The 21,981-nt window shown below is 29.1% G+C and carries 23 protein-coding genes; 16 read left to right on the top strand and 7 right to left on the bottom strand.

Going from position 1 to position 21,981, the window contains the following annotated elements; all coding sequences use genetic code 11:
* On the bottom strand, nt 1-507 hold a 507-nt coding region (locus HMPREF9129_RS07835), incomplete at its 3' end, for an ISL3 family transposase (protein WP_004822300.1).
* A gap of 249 nt (nt 508-756) precedes the next feature.
* Between HMPREF9129_RS07835 and cysK the strand changes: the two genes are divergently transcribed.
* The 5 genes from cysK (at nt 757) to HMPREF9129_RS10735 (ending at nt 5,110) form a co-directional block, all read left to right on the top strand.
* A complete protein-coding gene (cysK, locus tag HMPREF9129_RS07830; RefSeq protein ID WP_004822296.1) occupies nt 757-1,647 on the top strand; it encodes a cysteine synthase A in 891 nt (296 codons plus the stop codon).
* The gene (gene epsC / locus HMPREF9129_RS07825) at nt 1,640-2,161 is read left to right on the top strand and encodes a serine O-acetyltransferase EpsC (protein WP_004822294.1); all 522 of its coding nucleotides are present in this window, start codon (nt 1,640-1,642) and stop codon (nt 2,159-2,161) included. The genes cysK and epsC overlap by 8 nt, the downstream gene beginning before the upstream one ends.
* Before the next feature lie 289 nt (nt 2,162-2,450).
* Nucleotides 2,451-3,026: a manganese efflux pump gene (locus HMPREF9129_RS07820; RefSeq protein ID WP_004822292.1), complete on the top strand. Its 576-nt coding sequence runs from the start codon at nt 2,451-2,453 to the stop codon at nt 3,024-3,026.
* Nucleotides 3,027-3,040: 14 nt separating this feature from the next.
* Nucleotides 3,041-4,450, top strand: a complete 1,410-nt coding sequence (locus tag HMPREF9129_RS07815) for a radical SAM/SPASM domain-containing protein (RefSeq protein WP_004822290.1) — start codon at nt 3,041-3,043, stop codon at nt 4,448-4,450.
* Nucleotides 4,451-4,516: 66 nt separating this feature from the next.
* Nucleotides 4,517-5,110: a TetR family transcriptional regulator gene (locus HMPREF9129_RS10735; RefSeq protein WP_050794637.1), complete on the top strand. Its 594-nt coding sequence runs from the start codon at nt 4,517-4,519 to the stop codon at nt 5,108-5,110.
* A 253-nt stretch (nt 5,111-5,363) separates the two neighbouring features.
* On the opposite strand, the gene HMPREF9129_RS07805 is transcribed toward HMPREF9129_RS10735, so the two are convergent.
* The 5 genes from HMPREF9129_RS07805 to HMPREF9129_RS07785 are packed head-to-tail and all read right to left on the bottom strand — an operon-like array spanning nt 5,364 to nt 10,206.
* On the bottom strand, nt 5,364-6,395 hold the full coding sequence (locus HMPREF9129_RS07805) for a hypothetical protein (protein ID WP_004822284.1): 1,032 nt from the start codon (nt 6,393-6,395) through the stop codon (nt 5,364-5,366).
* A gap of 36 nt (nt 6,396-6,431) precedes the next feature.
* Complete coding sequence (locus tag HMPREF9129_RS07800) at nt 6,432-7,688, bottom strand: hypothetical protein (protein WP_004822282.1); 1,257 nt, start codon at nt 7,686-7,688, stop codon at nt 6,432-6,434.
* Nucleotides 7,685-8,998 (bottom strand): hypothetical protein, encoded by a 1,314-nt coding sequence (locus tag HMPREF9129_RS07795; RefSeq protein ID WP_004822279.1) that lies wholly within the window; start codon nt 8,996-8,998, stop codon nt 7,685-7,687. The genes HMPREF9129_RS07800 and HMPREF9129_RS07795 overlap by 4 nt, the downstream gene beginning before the upstream one ends.
* Nucleotides 8,998-9,837 carry an ABC transporter ATP-binding protein gene (locus HMPREF9129_RS07790; RefSeq protein ID WP_004822278.1) on the bottom strand — a complete coding sequence of 280 codons (840 nt, stop codon included), beginning with the start codon at nt 9,835-9,837 and terminating at the stop codon, nt 8,998-9,000. The genes HMPREF9129_RS07795 and HMPREF9129_RS07790 overlap by 1 nt, the downstream gene beginning before the upstream one ends.
* 12 nt (nt 9,838-9,849) lie before the next feature.
* Complete coding sequence (locus HMPREF9129_RS07785; RefSeq protein ID WP_004822276.1) at nt 9,850-10,206, bottom strand: GntR family transcriptional regulator; 357 nt, start codon at nt 10,204-10,206, stop codon at nt 9,850-9,852.
* Nucleotides 10,207-10,345: 139 nt separating this feature from the next.
* Here HMPREF9129_RS07785 and HMPREF9129_RS07780 point away from each other — a divergent pair, with 139 nt between their 5' ends.
* The 3 genes from HMPREF9129_RS07780 to HMPREF9129_RS07770 are packed head-to-tail and all read left to right on the top strand — an operon-like array spanning nt 10,346 to nt 12,664.
* The gene (locus tag HMPREF9129_RS07780; protein ID WP_245946096.1) at nt 10,346-10,609 is read left to right on the top strand and encodes a DUF503 domain-containing protein; all 264 of its coding nucleotides are present in this window, start codon (nt 10,346-10,348) and stop codon (nt 10,607-10,609) included.
* Nucleotides 10,609-11,259: an endonuclease III gene (gene nth, locus HMPREF9129_RS07775; RefSeq protein WP_004822272.1), complete on the top strand. Its 651-nt coding sequence runs from the start codon at nt 10,609-10,611 to the stop codon at nt 11,257-11,259. The genes HMPREF9129_RS07780 and nth overlap by 1 nt, the downstream gene beginning before the upstream one ends.
* Nucleotides 11,252-12,664: a VanW family protein gene (locus HMPREF9129_RS07770; protein ID WP_004822271.1), complete on the top strand. Its 1,413-nt coding sequence runs from the start codon at nt 11,252-11,254 to the stop codon at nt 12,662-12,664. The genes nth and HMPREF9129_RS07770 overlap by 8 nt, the downstream gene beginning before the upstream one ends.
* Here HMPREF9129_RS07770 and HMPREF9129_RS07765 read toward each other — a convergent pair.
* On the bottom strand, nt 12,588-14,180 hold the full coding sequence (locus HMPREF9129_RS07765; protein ID WP_040552851.1) for a bifunctional metallophosphatase/5'-nucleotidase: 1,593 nt from the start codon (nt 14,178-14,180) through the stop codon (nt 12,588-12,590). The two genes, HMPREF9129_RS07770 and HMPREF9129_RS07765, sit on opposite strands and share 77 nt — an antisense overlap.
* 96 nt (nt 14,181-14,276) lie before the next feature.
* Between HMPREF9129_RS07765 and HMPREF9129_RS07760 the strand changes: the two genes are divergently transcribed.
* The 8 genes from HMPREF9129_RS07760 to HMPREF9129_RS11750 form a co-directional block, all read left to right on the top strand.
* Nucleotides 14,277-16,355, top strand: coding sequence for a DNA topoisomerase (locus HMPREF9129_RS07760; RefSeq protein WP_004822267.1), 2,079 nt, complete (start codon nt 14,277-14,279; stop codon nt 16,353-16,355).
* Nucleotides 16,348-16,833 carry a hypothetical protein gene (locus HMPREF9129_RS07755; RefSeq protein ID WP_004822264.1) on the top strand — a complete coding sequence of 162 codons (486 nt, stop codon included), beginning with the start codon at nt 16,348-16,350 and terminating at the stop codon, nt 16,831-16,833. Before HMPREF9129_RS07760 ends, HMPREF9129_RS07755 begins: the two co-directional genes overlap by 8 nt.
* On the top strand, nt 16,820-17,632 hold the full coding sequence (locus HMPREF9129_RS07750) for a CvfB family protein (protein ID WP_004822262.1): 813 nt from the start codon (nt 16,820-16,822) through the stop codon (nt 17,630-17,632). The genes HMPREF9129_RS07755 and HMPREF9129_RS07750 overlap by 14 nt, the downstream gene beginning before the upstream one ends.
* Entirely contained in the window at nt 17,622-18,881 is a 1,260-nt protein-coding gene (gene rlmD / locus HMPREF9129_RS07745; protein WP_004822260.1) for a 23S rRNA (uracil(1939)-C(5))-methyltransferase RlmD, read from the top strand. The genes HMPREF9129_RS07750 and rlmD overlap by 11 nt, the downstream gene beginning before the upstream one ends.
* 497 nt (nt 18,882-19,378) lie before the next feature.
* Nucleotides 19,379-19,963: a type IV toxin-antitoxin system AbiEi family antitoxin domain-containing protein gene (locus HMPREF9129_RS07740; RefSeq protein ID WP_004822258.1), complete on the top strand. Its 585-nt coding sequence runs from the start codon at nt 19,379-19,381 to the stop codon at nt 19,961-19,963.
* Nucleotides 19,963-20,805, top strand: a complete 843-nt coding sequence (locus HMPREF9129_RS07735; RefSeq protein ID WP_004822255.1) for a nucleotidyl transferase AbiEii/AbiGii toxin family protein — start codon at nt 19,963-19,965, stop codon at nt 20,803-20,805. Before HMPREF9129_RS07740 ends, HMPREF9129_RS07735 begins: the two co-directional genes overlap by 1 nt.
* Before the next feature lie 267 nt (nt 20,806-21,072).
* On the top strand, nt 21,073-21,552 hold the full coding sequence (locus HMPREF9129_RS07730; protein ID WP_156792639.1) for an FRG domain-containing protein: 480 nt from the start codon (nt 21,073-21,075) through the stop codon (nt 21,550-21,552).
* A gap of 47 nt (nt 21,553-21,599) precedes the next feature.
* Nucleotides 21,600-21,981 (top strand): hypothetical protein (locus tag HMPREF9129_RS11750; protein WP_004822252.1); only part of this gene is annotated, 382 nt, incomplete at its 3' end.

The raw sequence follows: 21,981 nt of genomic DNA, 5'->3' as shown, positions 1-21,981 counted from the left end.
CCCATTAAGAAGAGAAGTCTGATACTTGTTATTACCACTATCACCCTTAAATTCATCAATACATAAAACCTCAGACAAATTATCCCTAGAAACACTTAAACAATTTAAAATGCGAAGAACAGTATTAGAAGAAACATTATACCTATTAGCAATAGAAGAAATAGAATAAACTTCATCAAATTCAGAAATAATAGAACAAACAAGCCTCTTAGTCATAGTATGACCTTTAGCGATAAAATCAAGCTTCCTTTCAAAACGACAACCACAAGACTTACAATCATATCTAGTTTTCTTTAAATGAATCAAAGACTTCTTACCACAAATATGAGTATCCCTAATCATTTGAACTCTATGATCATGAACCCAAATCCTTTTAGAACCACAATGAGGACAGATAGACATCTTAGAAACATGAGCATGAACATGGACAAATTCATTATCCTCATTAAAACTATCAAAAACTACATCTTTAAAACCAAACAAATTCATGATATTATTATTTTGCACTTATATGCACCTCCTAAATTTGGTTTTACTTATTTTAAGTTTAGGACTAAATGCGTATAAGTGCAAATTTTTTATACAAAAATATCTGTTAGAGATTTACTCCCCAACGGATATTATAGAGCCTTTTTAATACATCAAAAAAACAAAATCATCAAATATATAAAAAAGATGAATAGTTATTTATAAAAAAATTCGGGTATATGAAGATAACATAGTTCTAAGACTATAGTAACTTGTGGAGGTATTGAGATGAAAAATATTTTAGATACAATAGGAAACACGAATTTAATAAGGCTAAATAATATAGGTAACGGAAATATATATGTAAAAGTTGAAAAACAAAATCCTGCAGGCTCAATTAAAGATAGGCCAGCTTATGAAATGATAAAGGGAGCAATTGCAGATGGAAATTTAAAACAAGGTATGAAAATTGTAGAACCTACAAGTGGAAATACTGGAATAGCAATCGCAATGATAGGTAAGAACTTAGGGTATGACGTTACAATAGTAATGCCGGCTTCTATGTCAATCGAAAGAAGAAAGCTCATGGCATCATATGGAGCGGAACTAATTTTAACTGGTGAAGGTGGAATGCAAGCTGCTGTAGATAGAGCGAAAGAGCTTGAAACTACAGGAGAGTATTTTATGCCTAATCAATTTGAAAATAAATACAATGCAGTTGCTCACGAAAAGACAACAGGTCCTGAGATATATTCTGAAATACCAGAAGTCAAAGGTTTTATTGCAGGTATAGGGACTGGAGGGACTGTAACAGGAGTAGGAAGATATTTAAAATCTAAAGATGAAAATATCAAAATTTGGGGACTTGAACCGGAAGAATCTCCATTGTTGACTAAAAATGTTGCAGGAATTCATAAGATTCAAGGAATTGGGGCAAACTTTGTGCCAAAAGTTTTGGATAGAGAAATCTTAGATGACGTAGTTACTGTAAAAGGCTCTGAAGCAATGGAAATGGCAAGGAAATTGGCAAAAGAAGAGGGACTTTTAGTAGGCATTTCATCAGGTGCAAATGTTGTAGGTGCTTTGAAAATGTTAGAAAAATTAGAGGGGCCTATTGTCACAGTACTACCTGATACTGGAGAAAGATATATATCTACAGAGTTATTTGAATATGAGTAAATTTTTTAAAACATTAATAGAACATGGGGACTTCATATTAAAAGAAGACCCTGCTTGTAAAAGTAGATTTGAAGCGATATTTATGTATCCAATAGTAAAAGCTATGGTATACCATAGAATTGCACATCGCTTTTATAATAATGGAAATACTTTAATAGCAAGATGGATTTCTCAAAGGAGTAGAAAGAAAACTGGAATAGAGATACATCCTGGAGCTAAGATAGGCAAAAATTTATTTATAGACCATGCAATGGCAGTAGTAATAGGAGAGACAGCGGTTGTAGGAGATAATTGCCACTTTTACCACAACATCACTTTAGGTGGAACTGGGAATGAAAAAGAAGAAAAGAGACATCCTACAGTGGGGAACAACGTAACTATAGGAACCGGCGCCACAGTTTTAGGTCCGGTTACAATTGGGGATGGTGCTAAGATAGGAGCAGGAGCAATAGTTCTGATAGATGTTCCAGCTGGAAAGACAGCAGTTGGGTTACCAGCCAAAGTTTTAGATTAAACAAATTTAAAAAGTATATAGTTAATAAAAAATTAATTAAAAAATCCTTTTGATAATATGAAATATAATTATTGAAGGGATTTTTGCGTTTGTGGCTCTATGTCAAATATTGAGGAGGCTCATTAGTCTGTTATTGTTTGTTTTATAATACAAGTTTTTGTATTTGTTTTTATAAAACTACATATTTAACTTTTTGTAGTATATAAGGCAATAAATTATGAAATTTGAATATTTGACCTAAGAAAATTTAAAACTATAATAAATATAAAATATAAGAGGAAGTGATATAATGAATAGTTTTTTATATATAGTAATAGTTAGTGTTATACTCTCAATTGATCTTATAATATCAACAATGGCAGCTGCATCTCAGTTTGTAGAAAAAGATTTATGGAAGTTAGTTGTTGTAGGTTTTATATTTGCAATTGGGCAGACAAATTCTCTGCACTTCGGTAATAATATTTTGTCGAGAACTTTTTTCACTGGAGAGGTTTCTTTGACAAATTTATTACATATAGTTTCAAGCGTTTTATTCATTGTTGTAGGATTATATATTCTATATAGGCATTTTAAGCTAAAAAATAGGTATGAGAGCAGAATAGATAAGCTACCTATAAAATCTTTGGTGATAACAGGTATAATAACAATTTCAATTGCTTTTATTTTGGGATTATCCATGGCTTTTTTGGATGTGTTTATTACGAATAAAGTATTTTATATATTTCTTTTAATCTCAATTTTAATTGCAACTGTTGGAAATATAGTTGGTTTTAGATATGGGCTATACTTTCAAAAACACTTTTCATTTATAGGCTTATTAATTTCAATTTTCGTAGCAATTTATATATTGTTTAGTCGATTTTAACTAAGGGGGATATTATGAAAATTAAAACAACTGTAGAAAGGCAAGCATTTGGTCTATTGATTGATAAGTTTCTTAGTCAAGTAGATAGAGATGAACTTGACACATCGACTATTTTAAAGATAATAGATTTTACTCAAAGGAATATAGGAGATAAGTTTGAGGGTTCGGAAAAAGCTTTTGATTCAGCAAGAGAGATGTTAAAGAATCCGGAAAATAAATGGACAAAACTCATAATTAGTACACTAAAAAATACACATCCAAATGTCAGAAAGCAGATAATTATGAATTTAGGCTTTCAATCTATGATTATTGAAAATAAAGATTTACCAAATAAGAAGTTGGAATTTGGTACTCAAATTCCATGGACAATACTGTTTGATCCAACTTCAGATTGTAATAAAAAATGTATAGGATGTTGGGCTGCTAAATACGGACATAAATTAAATTTAACTTATGACATAATGAATAAGATAGTAACTCAAGGAAAAGAACTTGGAATATATTTCTATATGATGACAGGAGGGGAGCCTCTCATTAGGAAAGACGATATAATTAGACTTGCAGAAGAACATTCTGAATGTTATTTTAATATTTTCTCTAATGGTTCATTGATTGATGAGAAGCTTTGTTCTGAATTACAGAGAGTTGGTAATATTACATTTTCTCTTTCTGTAGAGGGATTTGAATCGGATAATGACTTTAGACGCGGAAAGGGTTCTTTTGTTGAAGTTAGTCATGCAATGGATCTGTTAAAATCATATGGAATTCCATATGGAAGTTCTCTAGTATATACTTCTAAAAACTATAGAACCATAACATCCGATGAGTTCTTGGATTTTTTAGTAAGCAAGGGTTCGGTTTTTGCTTGGTATTTCCATTATATGCCAGTTGGAAAGGGAGCTAACACTGAATTGCTTCTAACTCCTGAACAGAGAGAATATGTTTTTTGGAGAATTAAAGAAATAAGAGCATTTAATTCTGGTAAACCTATTTTCACAATGGATTTTCAAAATGATGGACCAACTATGGATGGTTGCATAGCTGGTGGAAGAAATTATTTTCACATCAATTCAAATGGAGATGCAGAACCTTGTGTATTTATTCATTACTCAGACTCAAATATAAAAAATATGGATTTAATTGATATTTTAAAGGCGCCTTTGTTTAGTACCTATAGAGAAGGTCAACCATTTAATAAAAATCATTTGATGCCATGTCCTATGTTGGAAAATCCTTATGAATTAAAGAAAATATTGTCAAAGACAAGTGCAAACTCAACGGATTTCGAAAGTAAAGAAACACCAGAAGAACTTCAAGCTAAAACTATTCCCTATGCTAAAAACTGGAAGGAAACTGCTAATAATTTATGGAATAAATACTATATAAATAAAGTACATAGTCCACAGTACAAGTCTGATAAATAAATTAGCAATTTATATTATATTATTGATAGTGCAACCCTATTTGATATAATAAAAATGGTGATGAAAATGAATAGAAATTCTGCAAAAGACTTGATTGTGGATAGTTTTAAGGAGTTAGTTAAAACTACTGATTATGAAAAAATCACCATAAAAATGATAACAGATGGTGCGGGATTTATAAGACCAACTTTTTATAATCATTTTAGGGATAAAGATGAAGTTTTTGAATATATTCTAGAAACTGAGTTAGTTTCTAATGCTATATCTTTGATTGATGTCTATATGTACAATGAAGCTATGAAATTAGTGTTTATGTTTATATTTAGCGATATAAAGTTGTATAGAAGAGCTTTCAAAGTAGAAGGGTTAAATTCTTTTAAAAATTCTTTTACAAAATCAGTAAAAAAGATTATCCACTACTTATTAAATAGCATAGGATTTGACCATAATGAATCTTATCCACTACTTAACATAAGTACTCTATCTACTCTATATTCCAATCTTATAACAGATATAACCGTTAAATATATTTATATTGACGATGTAGATAAAATAAATGTTGATAATTTAATTAATACTATTAATTTTATGGAATCAAATTCTATTTTAGATATTATTAGTAAAAGAAAATTAATAGATTTAATTGAAAATTTATATTAGCCTACTTAACTAACTGAGTTTAATCGCTCAGTTAGTATTATTTATGATCAAAATTCTATGAGTTTAATATCTTATGAGGTCTTGTGAAAGTTTTAAAAATTTTTATTTGTGATGAATTTTTAATTCCTAATTAGAATATAGATTCATATCGACCATTTCTTTTTTTAAAAGCTTATATTTAAAAATATTATAATTGTCAATAAAAGCAAATTACCACCATTTATAATTAAAAGTCTATCTATATTTATGTTTATTAGCAACATAAGTAAAAATAATATATAATTATTATTAACGGTACTAACCAAAAAGGACGTTTTAATCTAAAAACAGTATAAGACCTTTCATAAAACATCATAAAGTATAGTGTGCCGGTTAATGTTAGAATCATATATTTGATATCTATATTAAACAGATTAAAATAACTCAATACAAATCCAATAGCTAAGATTGATACGACAAAATACATTCTATTAACTAGTTTAGTAATGTAAATTTTTTGTTTTGTAATAGGCAGCCCTAACAATGCCATTGAGTTAATAGGATTATCAAGCATAATTACCATAGACACTATAAATGTAAATAGTCTAGGCTTAATAAAAATACACAGCACTGAACAAATAAGTATATATTTTAGTTCTGAAGTATAAGAGTTTAAATTAATAGCATCATTTATATTTTTAACCTTAGTTTCACTGTTTTTAAATATAGAAAATTTAAAATTATTTTTAAATTTTGATTTTTTATTTTTGACATTTAAATAATTAATATCTATAAAACATAACAAAATTATAAAAATTAAAATCAAACAAATTCCCATAACCAAATATTTCTCATTTAAAATAAAATTTGTGTTTTTTAAATAATAGAATATCACTATTCCAATTGACATAGAAAATATATTAAATTTCTTAAAAAGCTTGAATATTGAGTAGATTAATACTAATATAGCCAAAATTAAAATTAAATTAATTTCTATTGTCTCAGCAGTAATGTATCCACATATAGCGAATACAGCAGTGTAAATTAAAAATAAAGTTACTGTAAATAATGTATAAGCTATAGGATAGAGATTTATTTTCTCTAATGGAATAGTTGACAATATTTTTCTGTCATAGGGCAATCTTCTAAGTGATATAAACTGAAAAATTACACCAAGCAGGTAGATTGTGTTCAATTCACTAGATGAACTATTTCCATTATATACATTGATTGCATTAATAAGCATAAATACAAAGAATATAGAAAATATAACTCTAACGTTAAAAGTAGAAGCTTTTAAGTTCATTAAATACATATTTTTAAATTTTTCATATCAAGCCTCCTAGTTGGATTTTAATTTTAATACGTCTGTCAAATCATCCCTTAATGTATTTATATTTTTAAGGTTAAATTTAACAATTGGATAAATACCAATAAGAAATGCTAAATTTAAAAATATTAATAAAAATACATTAGTATTCATAGTAGAGCTTTTTGCGAATAGAAGAATTGCTACGCTTATAACTGCGTAGGAAGTATTGATTACTCTATAGATAGAGTAAAATAATTCATTAGCTAAGATTATTCCAAATATCCATACGAAATTTAATAGGTAAGTTTCAGGGATTATTACACCGTTGAAAAATATATCAAAAAGCATAGATACTACTAATACAGAGAATATAATTTTTATTTTGGTTTTTAAATTTACCAAATAAATTTCTCTTGGAGTTACTGGAAGTCCAACTATAGATAGTATATTGTTGCCATTTTCATAAAATCCTATAATGGCAATACTAAAAAATAGAAGATTGTAGTTAGCTCCTGATGTCAAATAATCAAAACCTTTAAAAGGTATATAAATTACCATAAGCAGTAATGGTATAGGGTCTATTGATGTCCATTTTAATTTGCTAATTAAAGAACTTATGTTGTTATTATCAAAATTTAATTTAAAAATTTCCATTACATTATATTTTTTGCGTTTAGATTTCTTTTCTTTTATCCAACCCCAATTTAAAATGATATAAGCTACTAAGATACCAAACATAGTTAACGGAAACATTAATATAATGGAGCTATTTGTGTATCTTGTAATAAATATAAGTATTGGATTTATTATAAGATACATTAAGTATATACCAAATGAACTGTTGTCTATGAATGGAGATTTTTCAAACCTCATATTCATCAGCTTAAAAAATTCTATTATAATAGAAATATTTAGAAATCTTATGATTAGATACCATGAGATTTGTAATCCAAGATAAGCTTCATAAATCCAAAAAGGAACTATATATAAAAGATTAATGAATAAATATACAATTGTAGTTGCTATTGGATAAAGATAGATTTTTTCAATTGGCATGGTTGCTAATATAGTTTTTTTATAAGGCAGAGTTGTTATAAATAACATTTGACCTATCAAAGCTATATGCAACACAATTTTTAACAAATCTGATTCTTTATTCAGTTCAGGGTTAATTATATATCCAAAAATATTTAAAGCTAAATATCCTAAATACATTAAGAAAATTATTTTTGCATAATATAGAGAAGGATAAAAACAAATTTTTAATAATTTTTTTAAATCTTTCATTTTTTATCTCCTGTCTTTTCTTTTTTCAAATTTAAATCGGCACAATTTTTGTTTATAGTCTTAATTTTATATATAATTAAGCTTATCAAAATAAGCAAGACCACAAAATCTAATCTAAGAAAAATTTTAGTATTGGCATTTACAATAGGGATACGAGCAAATGTAGGAGCAAGTATTATAAAAATTCTAAAAAAGATTTCATAATTTGCTCTGACTGGTATATAAGTAAGTTCAAGTAGCATTAAAAATAGTAGCAGTATCATATATTGAACTAAATATGCACTTAAAAATATTTTGCCAATGAGCAAATATTCCACGTATATATACAGGATTGAAGTTAACACTATAATTAATATTCTCATTTTAAGAGTGGTTATGTATATTTGTCTTGGAGTTATAGGTAGTCCAATTAGCGACAACATACTACTCCCGTTTTCATAGATGAAGAGAAAGAGTAATATAGTATACATAAGATAAAAGTTATTTCCACTGGTTATAGAAGATTTATTAAATATAGTTATAGCAACAGCAATTCCCATAAATAGTAAATAAACAAATAGAATATTTGAATGTGAAGTCCATTTCAAATAGGCTATGAGTTTTGTCAATTTCATATTTTCAATCTTTAGGACATCGGCATTAAGTTTATTTAATTCTTTCTTGGATTTATAATTTTCTATTTTAGATATTTTTTTATAATTATCTTTCCAAGGATTAATTAGTGCACCAGCGTATATAAAACTCGCTACTGCCAATATAATTAAACCAATTTGTACATAAAATATAACATTATAAATATCACTACTAAAAGGATGTATTAATGACAATATAAAAAAGATTGAAACTACAATATAGATAGCTAAGGTATTTATAAATAAAAATTCAGATTTAAGTTTGCCAAATATTTGGTAAATGAATAAAAATAGCACAGAATTTATTAATAGTAACATAAAGTTATAGTTAACTGTAAGTCCTAATAATTTCTGAAAAGCTATGTATATTACTATATAAGGCATTACCGTTGTCAACAATCCTAGAAAGCTTGCAAGTGGATACAAGTTTAAATTATAAAAAGGAAGTGTTTTTAGCACTTTTAAATCATAATTTAAAATAGCAGGTAGAGATACTTGCCCAAGTATACACAGTATAAGAATAAATTCTACAGTGAAGAAATTAAATAGCTGTTCTGGATTTCCAACCCACTGAAAAAATTTAATAGCTAAAAAAAATGTATATATAGAAAAAAATACTTTAAAGACATATTCAGAATTTATAAGAATTATTTTATACATTTTTTTAAAGTCAGACATTATTTTCGTCCTCCGTAGTACATTATGTCTTGAATTGTTGCGTCGCTAAAAGGAACCCCTTCAGGTAAATTTTCTTTTGAAACAAGCCCAACAAAGAAAGATTCATCTTCTTCATAACCTAAGAATAAGTCTTTGTTAAATACCTTTGCTTCAGAAAGATAAGTTTTAATTATTTTATAGTTTTCTCTAATAGATTCAATATCTTGAGAGAAGACCAATCTTCCTTTATTTATAAAAGTTAGATAATCGGCAAAAGTTTCTAAATCTTCTGTCAAATGTGTTGAGTATAGAATTGAGCAATTTGTTCTGTCTCTGTACTCACGCAATATTTTTAAAGTTTCACGTCTTACGATAGGATCTAGTCCGGCAGTGGGCTCATCCATAATTATTAATTTGGCATTGTGGCTCAGAGCAAGTGCGATTTGAACTTTCATATTTTGTCCTTTAGATAAATCTTTAAAGCTCTTTTCTTTACTTATATTCAAACGTTTTACTAACTCATTAAAATATTCTTGGTCGAAATTTGAAAACACTACTTTATGAATTGCTTCCATTTTTGAAAGATTAAAATTCGTAGGGAGTATATTTTGGTCAAATACAAATCCAATTTTGTCTTTAATTTCTACATTATTTGCAGGAATGTTATCTAAGCCAAATATTTTTATTTCTCCTCCCGTAGGAAAAATTATATTCATAATTAAATTGATTATGGTAGTTTTACCAGAGCCATTTGGACCTATAAGACCCATTACATATCCTTCATCAAGAGAAAAACTTACATTTTTAAGCTCAAATTCGAAATCATAATAATCTTTTGATACATTTAAAAGTTCTAACATAGTACATACACCTCACAATAAATTTAATAATTCGATAATTTGGTTTTTAGAAATACCATGATTTTTTGCATCAATTAGCATTTCTGATAATTTTTCTTCTAATTCCATCATCTTATACTCTTTGATAGTTTCTAAATTTTGATAATTTACAAAAGTACCTTTGCCGGGAATCGTATATGAAAGTCCTAATTCTTCCATAGTGTCATAAGCTTTCTTAGCTGTTACCAGCGAAACATTCATAGTTTTTGAAAGGCTGCGCATAGATGGAAGAGGTTCATCACTTTTCAAACGTCCCGTTAAAATATCATGTTTAAATTTTTCAACTATCTGCATGTATATAGGTAATTTTTCGTTATTTAATTTGTCCATAAAATCACCTCTCAGTTATAACTGTTATTGTTATTGATTAAATTATAATAACAGTTATAACTGGTGTCAATCATTAATTTTATAATTATAAAATTTACGTTTGTGATATAATAAATTTATGGTTATAGTAGGGTGTAAGGTGAAACTTAGAATATTTTCGACAAACAGTTTAAAAGAGAAAAGAAGAATTTTAAAATCTCTAATTCAAAAAATGCAAAGCAAATTTAAAAATATTTCAATAGCCGAAGTTGGAGATAATGACCTTTGGCAAAGTGCTGTTATAGGGATTGCGGTAGTATCTAATGATTCAAAGCACGCTGATAAAATAATAAATAAGTGTGTGGATTATATAGATGTGTTTGGAGATGTAGAGATTGTGGAAATGGATATAGAGATGTATTGATGAGAAAGATTTTAACTAAAAAAGAAGCTGATGAAGTTTTAGATTTATTAGAAGAATTACATCCGGATGCGAGATGTGAATTGGAGCATAGAACTCCGTTTGAATTGTTAATAGCCACCATATTGTCGGCTCAGTGTACTGATGTTAGAGTTAATGCAGTTACTGAAGAACTTTTTAAAGTTGCCAACACTCCTGAGCAATTTGTGGAGATGGGGCTTGAAGAGATAAAGAGATGGATAAAACCATGTGGATTTTATAATAATAAAGCCAAAAATATTTTGAGTGCGTCTGAAGTTTTGATAAGCGAGTACAATTCGGAAGTTCCAAATATAATTGAAGAATTGATGCAATTGCCTGGTGTGGGTAGAAAAACTGCAAATGTCGTTGCATCTAATTGTTTTGGAGTGCCGGCAATTGCTGTAGATACTCATGTATTTAGATTGTCAAATAGGATTGGTTTTGTAAATGAAAAGGACGTTGAAAAGACGGAGTTAGCACTTCAAAAGAAGATAGATAAGAGTAGGTGGACTTTAGCGCATCATACTTTAATCTTTCATGGGAGAAGAGTTTGTAAAGCAAGAAAACCACTATGTGAGAATTGCAATATAATTGATTACTGTAGACATTATTTGGGAGGAAATAATGGGTAATAAAATTTCAGAAAAGATGAAGGACAAGAGAGTTGTAGCTGCTATGTGTGTGGGTGTTATATTTTTAATTTCACTTCTTTATTATGGAAATGTAAGTAAAAGCACTAACATATACGGAGGAGTTAGGGTAGGCGATATAGACCTTTCTAAGTTATCAAAACAAGAGGCTTATGAAAAATTATCAAAACAAAAGACGGAAGATTTAAAAAATAAAAATATGTCTTTCTTGTTAGAAGATAAAACTATAGAAATTCCTTATGAACAACTGGGATATAATGCAGATATAAAGACGGCAGTTGAAAGGGCTTATGACGTTGGTAGAACTGGGAATGTGTTTATAGATTATATAAATATAGTTACACCGTTTTATCAAAAAAATATAACATTAAATGAAGGATTTGAAGTTAGTAGTTTAGATAAGTCTTTGGCATATTTGACAGACAAAGTATTTAAAGAACCTGTAAATGCAGATGTTGTAACTACAAAAGAAAAAGAGTTTAAAGTTTTAAAATCTGAAACCGGAAGATATTTAGATGTGAACACAACAAGAGATAGTATATTGTCAAACATAAGTAAAAACGAAGTTATCCCTCTAAAAGTAAATATTTCATATCCAAAAGTTACAGAAGAAAAATTTGAGGGGATAGATGCAATTTTAAGTGAATTTACAACTGACTATTCTACTTCAGCAGCTGGAAGAAAAGCAAATGTGGCAATTGGAGCACAATTTTTTAATGGGCTGGTAGTAGAACCATCACAAAATATTTCTTTTAACGGAACTGTTGGTGAAATTTCTGTAAAAAATGGATTTCAAAAGGCAGGAGTTTTAGTAAATGGGGAACTTGAACAAGGAGTTGGCGGCGGAATTTGTCAAGTGTCTACAACTCTATACAATGCACTTTTATTATCAAACTTACAAATAGATGAAAGACACAACCACACAAGACCGATAGCTTATGTAGATATAGGAACTGACGCAGCCGTTGTTGAAGGATATAAGGATTTAAAATTTACTAATAATTTGCCGCACAGAATTTATTTAAAGTCAGAGGCTGATGGAAAGAAACTAACATTCCAAGTTTTTGGGAATAAAGCAGATAAGATATATGATGTTGAAATATTTACGAAATTATTGGGAGTTGAAAGCCCAAAGACTGTAAAAAAATTCACATATAAATTATATGAAAATGAAGAAGAAGTTGAATCTTCTGGAGCAAAAGGTTATTCTTATGCAACTTATAAAAAGTTAAAAAAAGGTGAAACAGAGACAACTGAAAAAATTTCAAACTCATATTACTTGCCTAAAGATAAGGTTATTTTAGTTGGCACTAAAGAAAAAGATAGTGCAAAAGAAATGGTTGCAAGTAAAGAAAAGAGTAAGAATAAAAAGACAGTGGAGAATTAAATTTCCATTGTCTTTTTTTCTGAAGAACTTTAAATAATTTAGTTCCATTGTATACAAAAGTTTCGTTAGGTAAGCTTTTTAAATATTGCTCCACAAGTTCTCTGATAGTTCCAAATTTGCCATTGTTTTTAGTTTCTGTTGATGAAATTATTTTTTGAGCAAATGTATTTTTTAAAGGGCCTCTATCACAAGTTAGGTAGTTCATTCGATATTGGTTCATACCTATTGTCAAAAAGTCTGAATCTAAAATTGGTTGACCTGAAGCATATTTTAAATCGTAGACAACATCTTCTTTATCCAAATCAATAGTATATTGAATATTTCCAAAAATATCTAATGTTTTATATTTAAAACGAGCACGTCTTTTTGAAACTTCAACATGTCCATTAATTAAAGAAAAGTATCTGTAACTCCAATTTATATATTTTCTAAGTTGTTCACCAGTGATTTTATAAACAGTGACTTCTCCACCGGTATAAGAATATATTTTTGAAAGCTCGCTAAGTGTCAAAGGTCCGTTTTTTAAAACTGGATTTTTAAAATCGAATTGAAAAGCCATCACATCACATGGATAGTAAGAAGATATGGCATTTGTAAACAGATGAATAAGCGGTCCATCTTCTAAGTCGTAGTCATAATCTCCCTCAACATTTTCCAAATAACCTATAGTTCGACAAATATTGTCATATATGTTACGGTGGAACGGTAGAAGTTTTTCAAGTAAATCAATATCAGGATAAAAATTCTTTGATTGTATAAGCTTAGAGTTTTTATTTATTAAAGATTTATTTAAAAATTCAAGTTCAACAAGAGAGACGGATTTAGCATAAGCTCCCGGCTGAGTTATCAAAGTTTCTCCAATATATTTTTTTTCTATTTCTTCGTGTGTATGGCCTGCTATAATCACATCAAATGGAATTTTTAAATCTTTTAAAATGGACTCAACTCCGGTGTGAAGCGTTGAATTTTCATCTTTCATACCAACGTGAAAAAGCCCGACTATTACATCTGAAATAGGTTTTATTTTTGGCATTAGTTCGTTTAAAGTTTCCACAGGGTCTACTATTGGAGGATGGTTTAACAAATCATTTCCAAAAGAATTTACCATTAGCGTATCTATTCCTATAAAGGCAATCTTAATTCCGTTTACTTCTATAATTTTATAGCTATTCATAATCGGATGGTCTATGTTAGCTATTAGCGCAGAATTTTTAAAAGCAGCTACATTTTTAAGAAGATTTTTTTCGCCGAAATTAAATTCATGGTTGCCCATGTTCCATATATCATAGCCAATTTCATTTATAGACATGATTGCAGGATTATATTTATCTACAAAATTTTCTACAAAATTCCCTTGTATTAAATCTCCATTATCAACAATTATAGAATTTTCATCTGAAAGAGAATCTATAAGAGTTTTGACATGGCATATTGAAGAATTTGATTCGGACATAGTCCTGTAATCATAGGGATATAACTTCCCGTGTATATCAGTAGTTGCAAAAATTTTTATCATTTTTATTTTTCCTTTCACTTTAAATTTAACATAATATAAAAAATTTTTAAAGAAGATGTTTAATATGGTAAAATTAGTAGAGATTAGGAGGATGTCATGGGAAAAAGTTTAATTTTAGCTGAAAAACCTTCAGTGGCAAGAGATATTGCAAGAGTATTAAATGTGAAGGGGAATAGAAAGGGATATTTAGAATCTGACGAAAGAATTGTAACTTGGGCTCTTGGGCATCTTGTAACTTTAGCTACACCTGAGGAATACAACAAGACTTACGAAAAATGGAGAGCAGAAGACTTGCCAATAATTCCTGAACATATGAAATTAAAGGTAATACAATCTTCTAAAGCTCAATTTAATATTGTAAAAGAACTTATAAATAGAAAAGATGTTTCTGAAATAGTTATTGCAACTGATGCCGGAAGAGAGGGCGAATTAGTTGCAAGGCTGATTTTGAAGATGAGTGGAAATAGAAAACCTTTGAAGAGATTGTGGATTTCATCGGTTACGGATAAAGCTATCAAAGAAGGATTTAAAAATCTAAAATCAGGCGATGACTATTTAAATTTATATAGCTCAGCAGACGCTAGAAGCCAAGCTGATTGGATTGTTGGGATAAATGCCAGCCGAGCTTTAACAGTTAAGCACAATGCGAGCCTGTCATGTGGTAGGGTGCAAACTCCAACTTTAAATTTAATAAAGTTAAGAGAAGATGAAATAAATAATTTTAAACAAGAAGAATACTATAGTTTAAGTATAATGGCAGGTGGAGTTGAATTTAAACCTGTTAAAAACGTAAATTATAAAGATAAAAGTGAAATAGAAGATTTAAAAAATAAATTTGATAGAAGCATAGAAGTTATAGACACAGATACAAAAGTGAAAAAGAAATACCCGTCGCAACTATATGACTTAACAAATTTACAAAAAGATGCGAATGCAAAGTTTGGATACTCAGCTAAGGAAACACTTAATTTAATGCAAACTCTATACGAAAGACACAAAGTGTTGACTTATCCAAGAACCGATTCAAGATATTTAACTGAAGATATAGTGCCAACACTTGAAGACAGGTTGAGTGCAATAAATATAAAAAATTATAGAGAAGATATAAGAGAGATAAGAAAAAATGGAATAAAGGCATCTAACAGATTTGTGGATGATAAAAAAGTTTCTGACCACCACGCAATAATTCCGACAGAAGAGCCGTTGAGAATTGAAGAGCTCTCCGACAAAGAGTTTAAAATATTTGATTTAGTAGCAAAGAGATTTATAGAAAATCTACTCCCGCCGGAAGAATACTATGAAACTACAGTAACAGCTAAAGCAGGAGATATTGAACTTAGAGCAAAAGTTGATGAATATAAAATTAGTGATAAAAAAATTATCATAGACGAACTAAAAGTCAACACACATCACAACAGACAACCTGAATATTATAATGAAGGTACTCTTTTACTTGCAATGGAAAACCCAACTTCACACATCAAAGATTTATCGGGAAAAGAGACAAAAATTTTAAAATCTACCGGTGGAATAGGGACAGTTGCCACAAGGGGTGATATAATAGAGAAACTCTATAGTGCTGATTTAATAGAAAATGTGGACGGAAAAATAAAGATAACTTCAAAAGGTAGACAACTTTTAGAAATAGTGCCTGATAAACTTAAAAGTCCTAAGATGACAGCTGATTGGGAACAAAAACTTTTAAGTATAGAAAAGGGCGAGCTCAAGGCAGAAGAGTTTTTAAAAGAAATCAAAAATTATTCTAAAGAGAGCGTTGGAGAAATACTTACCTCAGACAAACAATATCGACATCAAAACTTAACCTCTACAAAATGTGATGTGTGTGGAAAATCCATGTTGAGAGTTAATAGAAAAGAAAAAGAGATGTTGGTTTGTCAGGACCCAAACTGCAGCGGCAGAAAAGTTATTTCAGTTATGACAAAATCTAGATGTCCAAATTGTCACAAGAGATTAAAATTATTAATGGGAAGTGGACAATATGTATGTGAAACTTGTGGGTATAGAACTTCAAAAGAAGCCATGGAAAAGAAATTTAAAGAAAAGGCAAATCAACCTAAAAAGGGTGAAGTTAAAAAGTTTTTAAATAAACAAGAAGACACGAGCATAAATAACACATTGGGAAATCTTTTAAAAGGATTGAAGTTAGATGAGTAGAAAAGATTCGATATATCAAAGGCTCATTGAGAATAAAATAGGAGACATTACAGAGTATAGAGCGAAGGAAGACAGAACAGGGACGGAAGAGTTGTTAAAAGCTGTAATGGATTACTATGAGAGAGATAAAGAATCAATAGCAGAGTTTACAGAGTATTTTAGATATCATATAGCAGAAAATATATGGGACGAATTCAGCGCAAGGCTATTTTCATTAGAAGAATTTAAAGAAGATAGATTAGTTGGATTGTCAATTTTACTTATGAGAGATACGAACAGCATTGAGTGTATAAAATTTGGGATGTTGCTAACTCAATTATATATACTCGACAATGTTCCGGCAGCATTTAAGATTGTTGCAGATTTAGCCGTATTAGATGAGTTTTATGATTTAGGAATAAAAATTTTAAAAAACGTTAGAATTTTTCCGGTGATAAGAGATAGTATAGACAGAAAGAGGGACTATGAGATTAGGTAGACATAATTTAACAGTGAAGAAATCAAGACCAAAAGTTATATTAACAGATGGTAGAGAAGAAATAGAATTAAAAGAAAAGAGAAATCTTGAAGTTGGAGAGGTGGTCAGTGCATTTATATATGACACTTCAAAAGACAGAAGAGTTGCAACATTAGAAAAACCATATATAGAAGTAGGTCAAGTTAAAGAACTAAAAGTTGTCGGCAAGGCAGGCGTTGGATACTTTGTAGATATAGGTTTGGATAAAGATATCTTTTTGCCATACCAAGAGAGGGCAGGCAGAATAGACGTTGGAGAAAGCTACTTAATGACGCTTTATATAGATAAATCTGATAGATATTGCGTGAGTATGGATATAAAAGAAAAACTTAAGAGAAATGACAAGTTTAAAGTAAATGATATTGTAAAGGGAACAATTTATCTTTTAGATTCAAGAGGAGCACACGTTGCAATAGATGGAAAATATGACGGACTTGTACTAAAAGAAGAAGTAAAAGGAATATATAAAGTTGGGGATGTAGTTGAAGCTAGAATCCAGAGAATTTTAAAAGACGACAGAATTACTTTAACTTTGAGAGAAAAAGCATATAAACAAATGCACTCAGATGCAGATATGCTACTTGAGATGATAGAAGACAACGGCGGAGTTTTAAACATTGGTGATAAGACTGACCCTGAGATAATAAAAGAAGTTACAGGGCTTTCAAAATCAGCATTTAAAAGAGCAGAAGGGAACCTTTATAGACAGAGAAAGGTGGATTTATATCCTAACAAGATAGAGTTGAAAAATGGAAATTAAGATTATAGATTTTGACCATAAAGGCAGAGGCTTTGGAAGATACGATGGTAAATCAGTTTTTTTAGACGGTGGCGTAATAGGAGACACCGTCTCTTTTGAAGTTGTGGAGTCTAAAAAGAAATTTGATGTAGCAAAAATTTTAGATATTGTAAAAGAATCTGAAGATAGAGTTGTTTCAAAATGTCCATACTCTAAAAAATGTGGTGGATGTGATTTTTTAGAATACAAATATTCAATGCAAAAAAAATGGAAGCGAGATAATGTTTCAGACACTATGAATAAAATAGGCGGAATAGATACAAAAGTAGAAAACACTATTGGTATGGAAAATCCTTTTTACTATAGAAATCATATTCAACTTAAAGTAGTAGATGGAAAACTCGGTTACTTTTCAAAGAATAGCAAGACTTTGGTCGAAGTAAAAAGATGTATAATAGCCGAAAAAGAAATAAATAGAGCAATTGAAGTCTTGAAAAATTGGAAAGGACTTAGAAGCGTAGATGAAATAGTCATAAGACAGAATAAAAAAGCTGAGCTAATGATTGTTTTGATAACCAAAAATGAAGTGAAAAAAGTAAATGGTCTTTTGAGTGAGCTTTTAGATTTGAATTTAAGAAGTCTGTTCGTAAATTATAGAAAAAATGAAAGATTTAGATTTGGTAGAGAGTTTAAGAAAATTTATGGCGAAGATTATATAGAAGACGAACTTTTTGGTCTTAAGTTTAGACTATCGCCAGAATCATTTTTCCAAGTGAACAGGATACAGACTGAAAAACTTTACAATACGGCAATAGAATATATGGGGATAAAACCAGATGATGTGATTATGGATTTATACAGTGGGATAGGTTCTATAAGTTTATTGATGACAGACGCCAAAGAAGTTGTTGGAGTTGAAGTTGTTGAAGCGGCAGTTGAAAATGCAAGACAAAATTCAGAATTAAACAATAAACACAACACTAGATTTATTGCCGGAAGAGTTGAAGACATTATAGACTCCTTAATAAAAGAAGGAACAAAATTTAATAAAATAATGTTAGACCCTCCACGAGCAGGAGTGGACGAAACAGTTATAGAAAAAATAAATGAAGTCATGCCAGAGAGAATAGTATATATATCTTGCAACCCATCAACACAAGCAAGAGATTTAAAACTTTTTAAAGGATATAAAATTGAAAAAATCCAGCCAGTTGATATGTTCTGCAACAGCGTTCATGTGGAGACTATAGCGTTGATACAAAAGATATAAATTTAGAAATCCTGCATTTTAAGCAGTTTTATAAGCATTTTGTCTTCGATAAAGATGAAGAAGGATATGTAAAAAAGACTCAAAAAAACTACATGGATGTAAGAGTAGTTTTACAACTGGTATGAGGAAACACAAAAAATATAATTAACTCATTTTGTACTTTCTATAAGAGTAGCTTAAAAGGCTGCTCTTTTTTTCTAAGAAGTGAGTGTATATAAATTTTAAATATAACTAATAATACAAAATCTGATCTCTAAAATCAGAAGTCCAGACTTCCGAAAATCGGAATTCAAGAACTCCGAATAACAGATTTCTAGAAATCCGAAAATCGGAGAGTAACTATAATAATATTAGTAATATTGAGTTAAGAAAGAATAATTTTAGAAAGGGAGTAAGGATTCGTTACATCCTTTTTCAAAAATAGAAAACTTACAAGCCAACTTTACATATTCGCTTTTATAACATATAATAAAAGCGTAAACGAGAGGAGGCGGACTATGAATACACTTAAAGAATATATCCAAGAAAATTTAGTAATCACCAACAAAGAAGCAGAAGAACTTGGATATACTAGGCATAATTTATCAGAATTAACAAAAAGCGGACAATTAGAAAGATTAAGACCAGGACTATATCAATTAAAAGGAAAAGTAATAGATGATTTTATTCTAATATCATCTAATAGTAATCGAATTATATTTTCCCATCAAACAGCCCTCTACCTCCACGACCTATCCGATAGGACTCCAAATGTATTTCATATATCTGTACCCCAAGGATACAATGCAAGCCATATAAAAAAGCGATATGAAGATCTACAAGTTCACTATGTAAAAAAAGACCTATACAAAATAGGAAAGACAGAAATAAAATCACCACAAGGCAATCTTATCCCAGTTTACGATATTGAAAGAACAATATGCGATATCATAATCGACAGAGAAAGAATAGATAAGCAAATTTTCACAGAAGCAATAAAAAGATACTTTAAATCACAAAATAAAAACCTAAGACGATTAATAAAATACGGTAGATTATTTAAAATAGAAGATGAAATTAGAAAATACATGGAGGTATTATAGTGATTAATATCGAGAGTATAAAGGGCAAGATAAGAAGTCTAGCAGAGAAGAAAAATCTAAAGTCGCAAGAAGTTCTGCAAATATATTTTTTTGAAAGATTTTTAGAAAGGCTATCTAAATCAAAGTACAAAAATAATTTTGTAATAAAGGGAGGATTCCTTATATCATCTTTAATCGGGATTGAAAATAGAACAACTATGGACATGGACACAACCATAAAAGGCATAGCTCTAAAAGAAGAGAAAATAAAAGAAATCGTAGAAGAAATTACAAATATAGATGTCGATGATGGAATAAAATTTGAAATAAAAAACATCTCCTATATTAGAGAAGAGGATGAGTACGAGAACTTTAGAATTTCATTAATAGCAAATGTTGGAAAAACCAAAAACCCTATGAAACTAGACCTAACAACAGGAGATGCAATAACACCAAGAGAAATAGAATACACCTATCCATGTATTTTTAGCAAAGAATCTATAAAAATAATGGCATATCCGGTAGAAACAATTGTAGCTGAAAAATACGAAACCATAATCAGAAGAAATATAACAACAACACGAATGAGAGACTTTTACGATCTATACACCCTCTACAAACTAAAAAAAGATGAGATAAATTATAAAATTTTAAAAGAAGCAATAGAAAGAACTTCCGACAAAAGAGGAAGTCATGAGATAATGCAAGACTATGAGGAAATAATCGAGGACATAAAAGAAGATTCATACCTAAGATCCTTGTGGGAAGTATATCTCAGTGAAAATAAGTACATTGGAGATCTGAAGTTTGATAAGGTTCTTGGTGTAGTGAGAATTATTTCAAATAGAATTAATGAGATGTAATTTAACGGACGCTGTCTGGCAAATTGTAGACAAGAAAATATTAAGTATTAGAGAAGTGAAATTATTTTATTTCTTTTTTACTTTTTGATTATAGTATTTAAAAGTAAAAAATTGTATGTTAATTGTTCAGCCTATGTAGATAAAAAATTTTTAACAATAAGGAGGTAGTATGGAAGTATTAAGAGCTCGCAGTTTATATGATTATATTAAAATTCTTAAAGAAAAAAATTTATTGGATGCATATTTTAGGGGGAATCGAGGAAGTATATAAATATTGCGGCATCATGTTATAGAGATAATTTTAACGATTCAGATAGATTTATAATTGATGAGATGATAGATGAATATTTCTATGAAGTTAGTGCGCAATTAAGTGATATTGAAAAGTCAAATTTCATATCTTATTCGCAACACCATGGGTTGCTTACAAATTTAATAGATATTACAAGGTCAGCTTTAGTTGCGTTATACTTTTCGTGTTGTGATAACTTTGAAAACACAGGATATATTCATATATTTAAGAAAAATAATTTTATAAAATTTAGTGATGAAATTTCAGGAAGAAAAATACAATACTTTTATAATGATTTAATCGAACAAAATGAATCAAAAGTTATGTTTTATAATAAATTATTAGAATTTTATAAGAATAATAGAAAAGGATTCATAATTTCATTATCTAATAATTTAAATATGATCAAAGTTTTATTAAAAAAAGTAAACACAATGTATATACGTCTGAAATAATAAAATCTGTAGATTGGTATGATAAGGGGATTAAAGAAGGATACATTATGGATAGACCAAATGAATTAAATCAAAGGCTACTTCAAGTATTTCTTAATGATAAAAATGAAGAGCTGAATATGTGGAGGGATATTTTTATTCAATTATCAAAATTAACAAATTATTCATTTGAACTAAAAGTACAGAAATTAGAAGATTATGTAATGATATATCTAACAACTTTTATATATTTGTTAATTCAAAAGTATAGTAATAATATTTATGAAGTACCTGATTTTCCAATGATATTATATTACCCTAATATTAATTTTGATAGAATGACATTACAATCTGGTAGATTTATTTATCAAAATATTTTATATTCACCACTTAATATTTTGAATAGACAAGAAAAGAGAGACTATATACAGAAAATAATTCCTGATATTT

It is taken from the genome of Peptoniphilus indolicus ATCC 29427 (assembly GCF_000227315.1).
GTDB lineage: Bacteria > Bacillota > Clostridia > Tissierellales > Peptoniphilaceae > Peptoniphilus > Peptoniphilus indolicus.
This window is presented reverse-complemented; position numbering and strand designations above follow the sequence as displayed.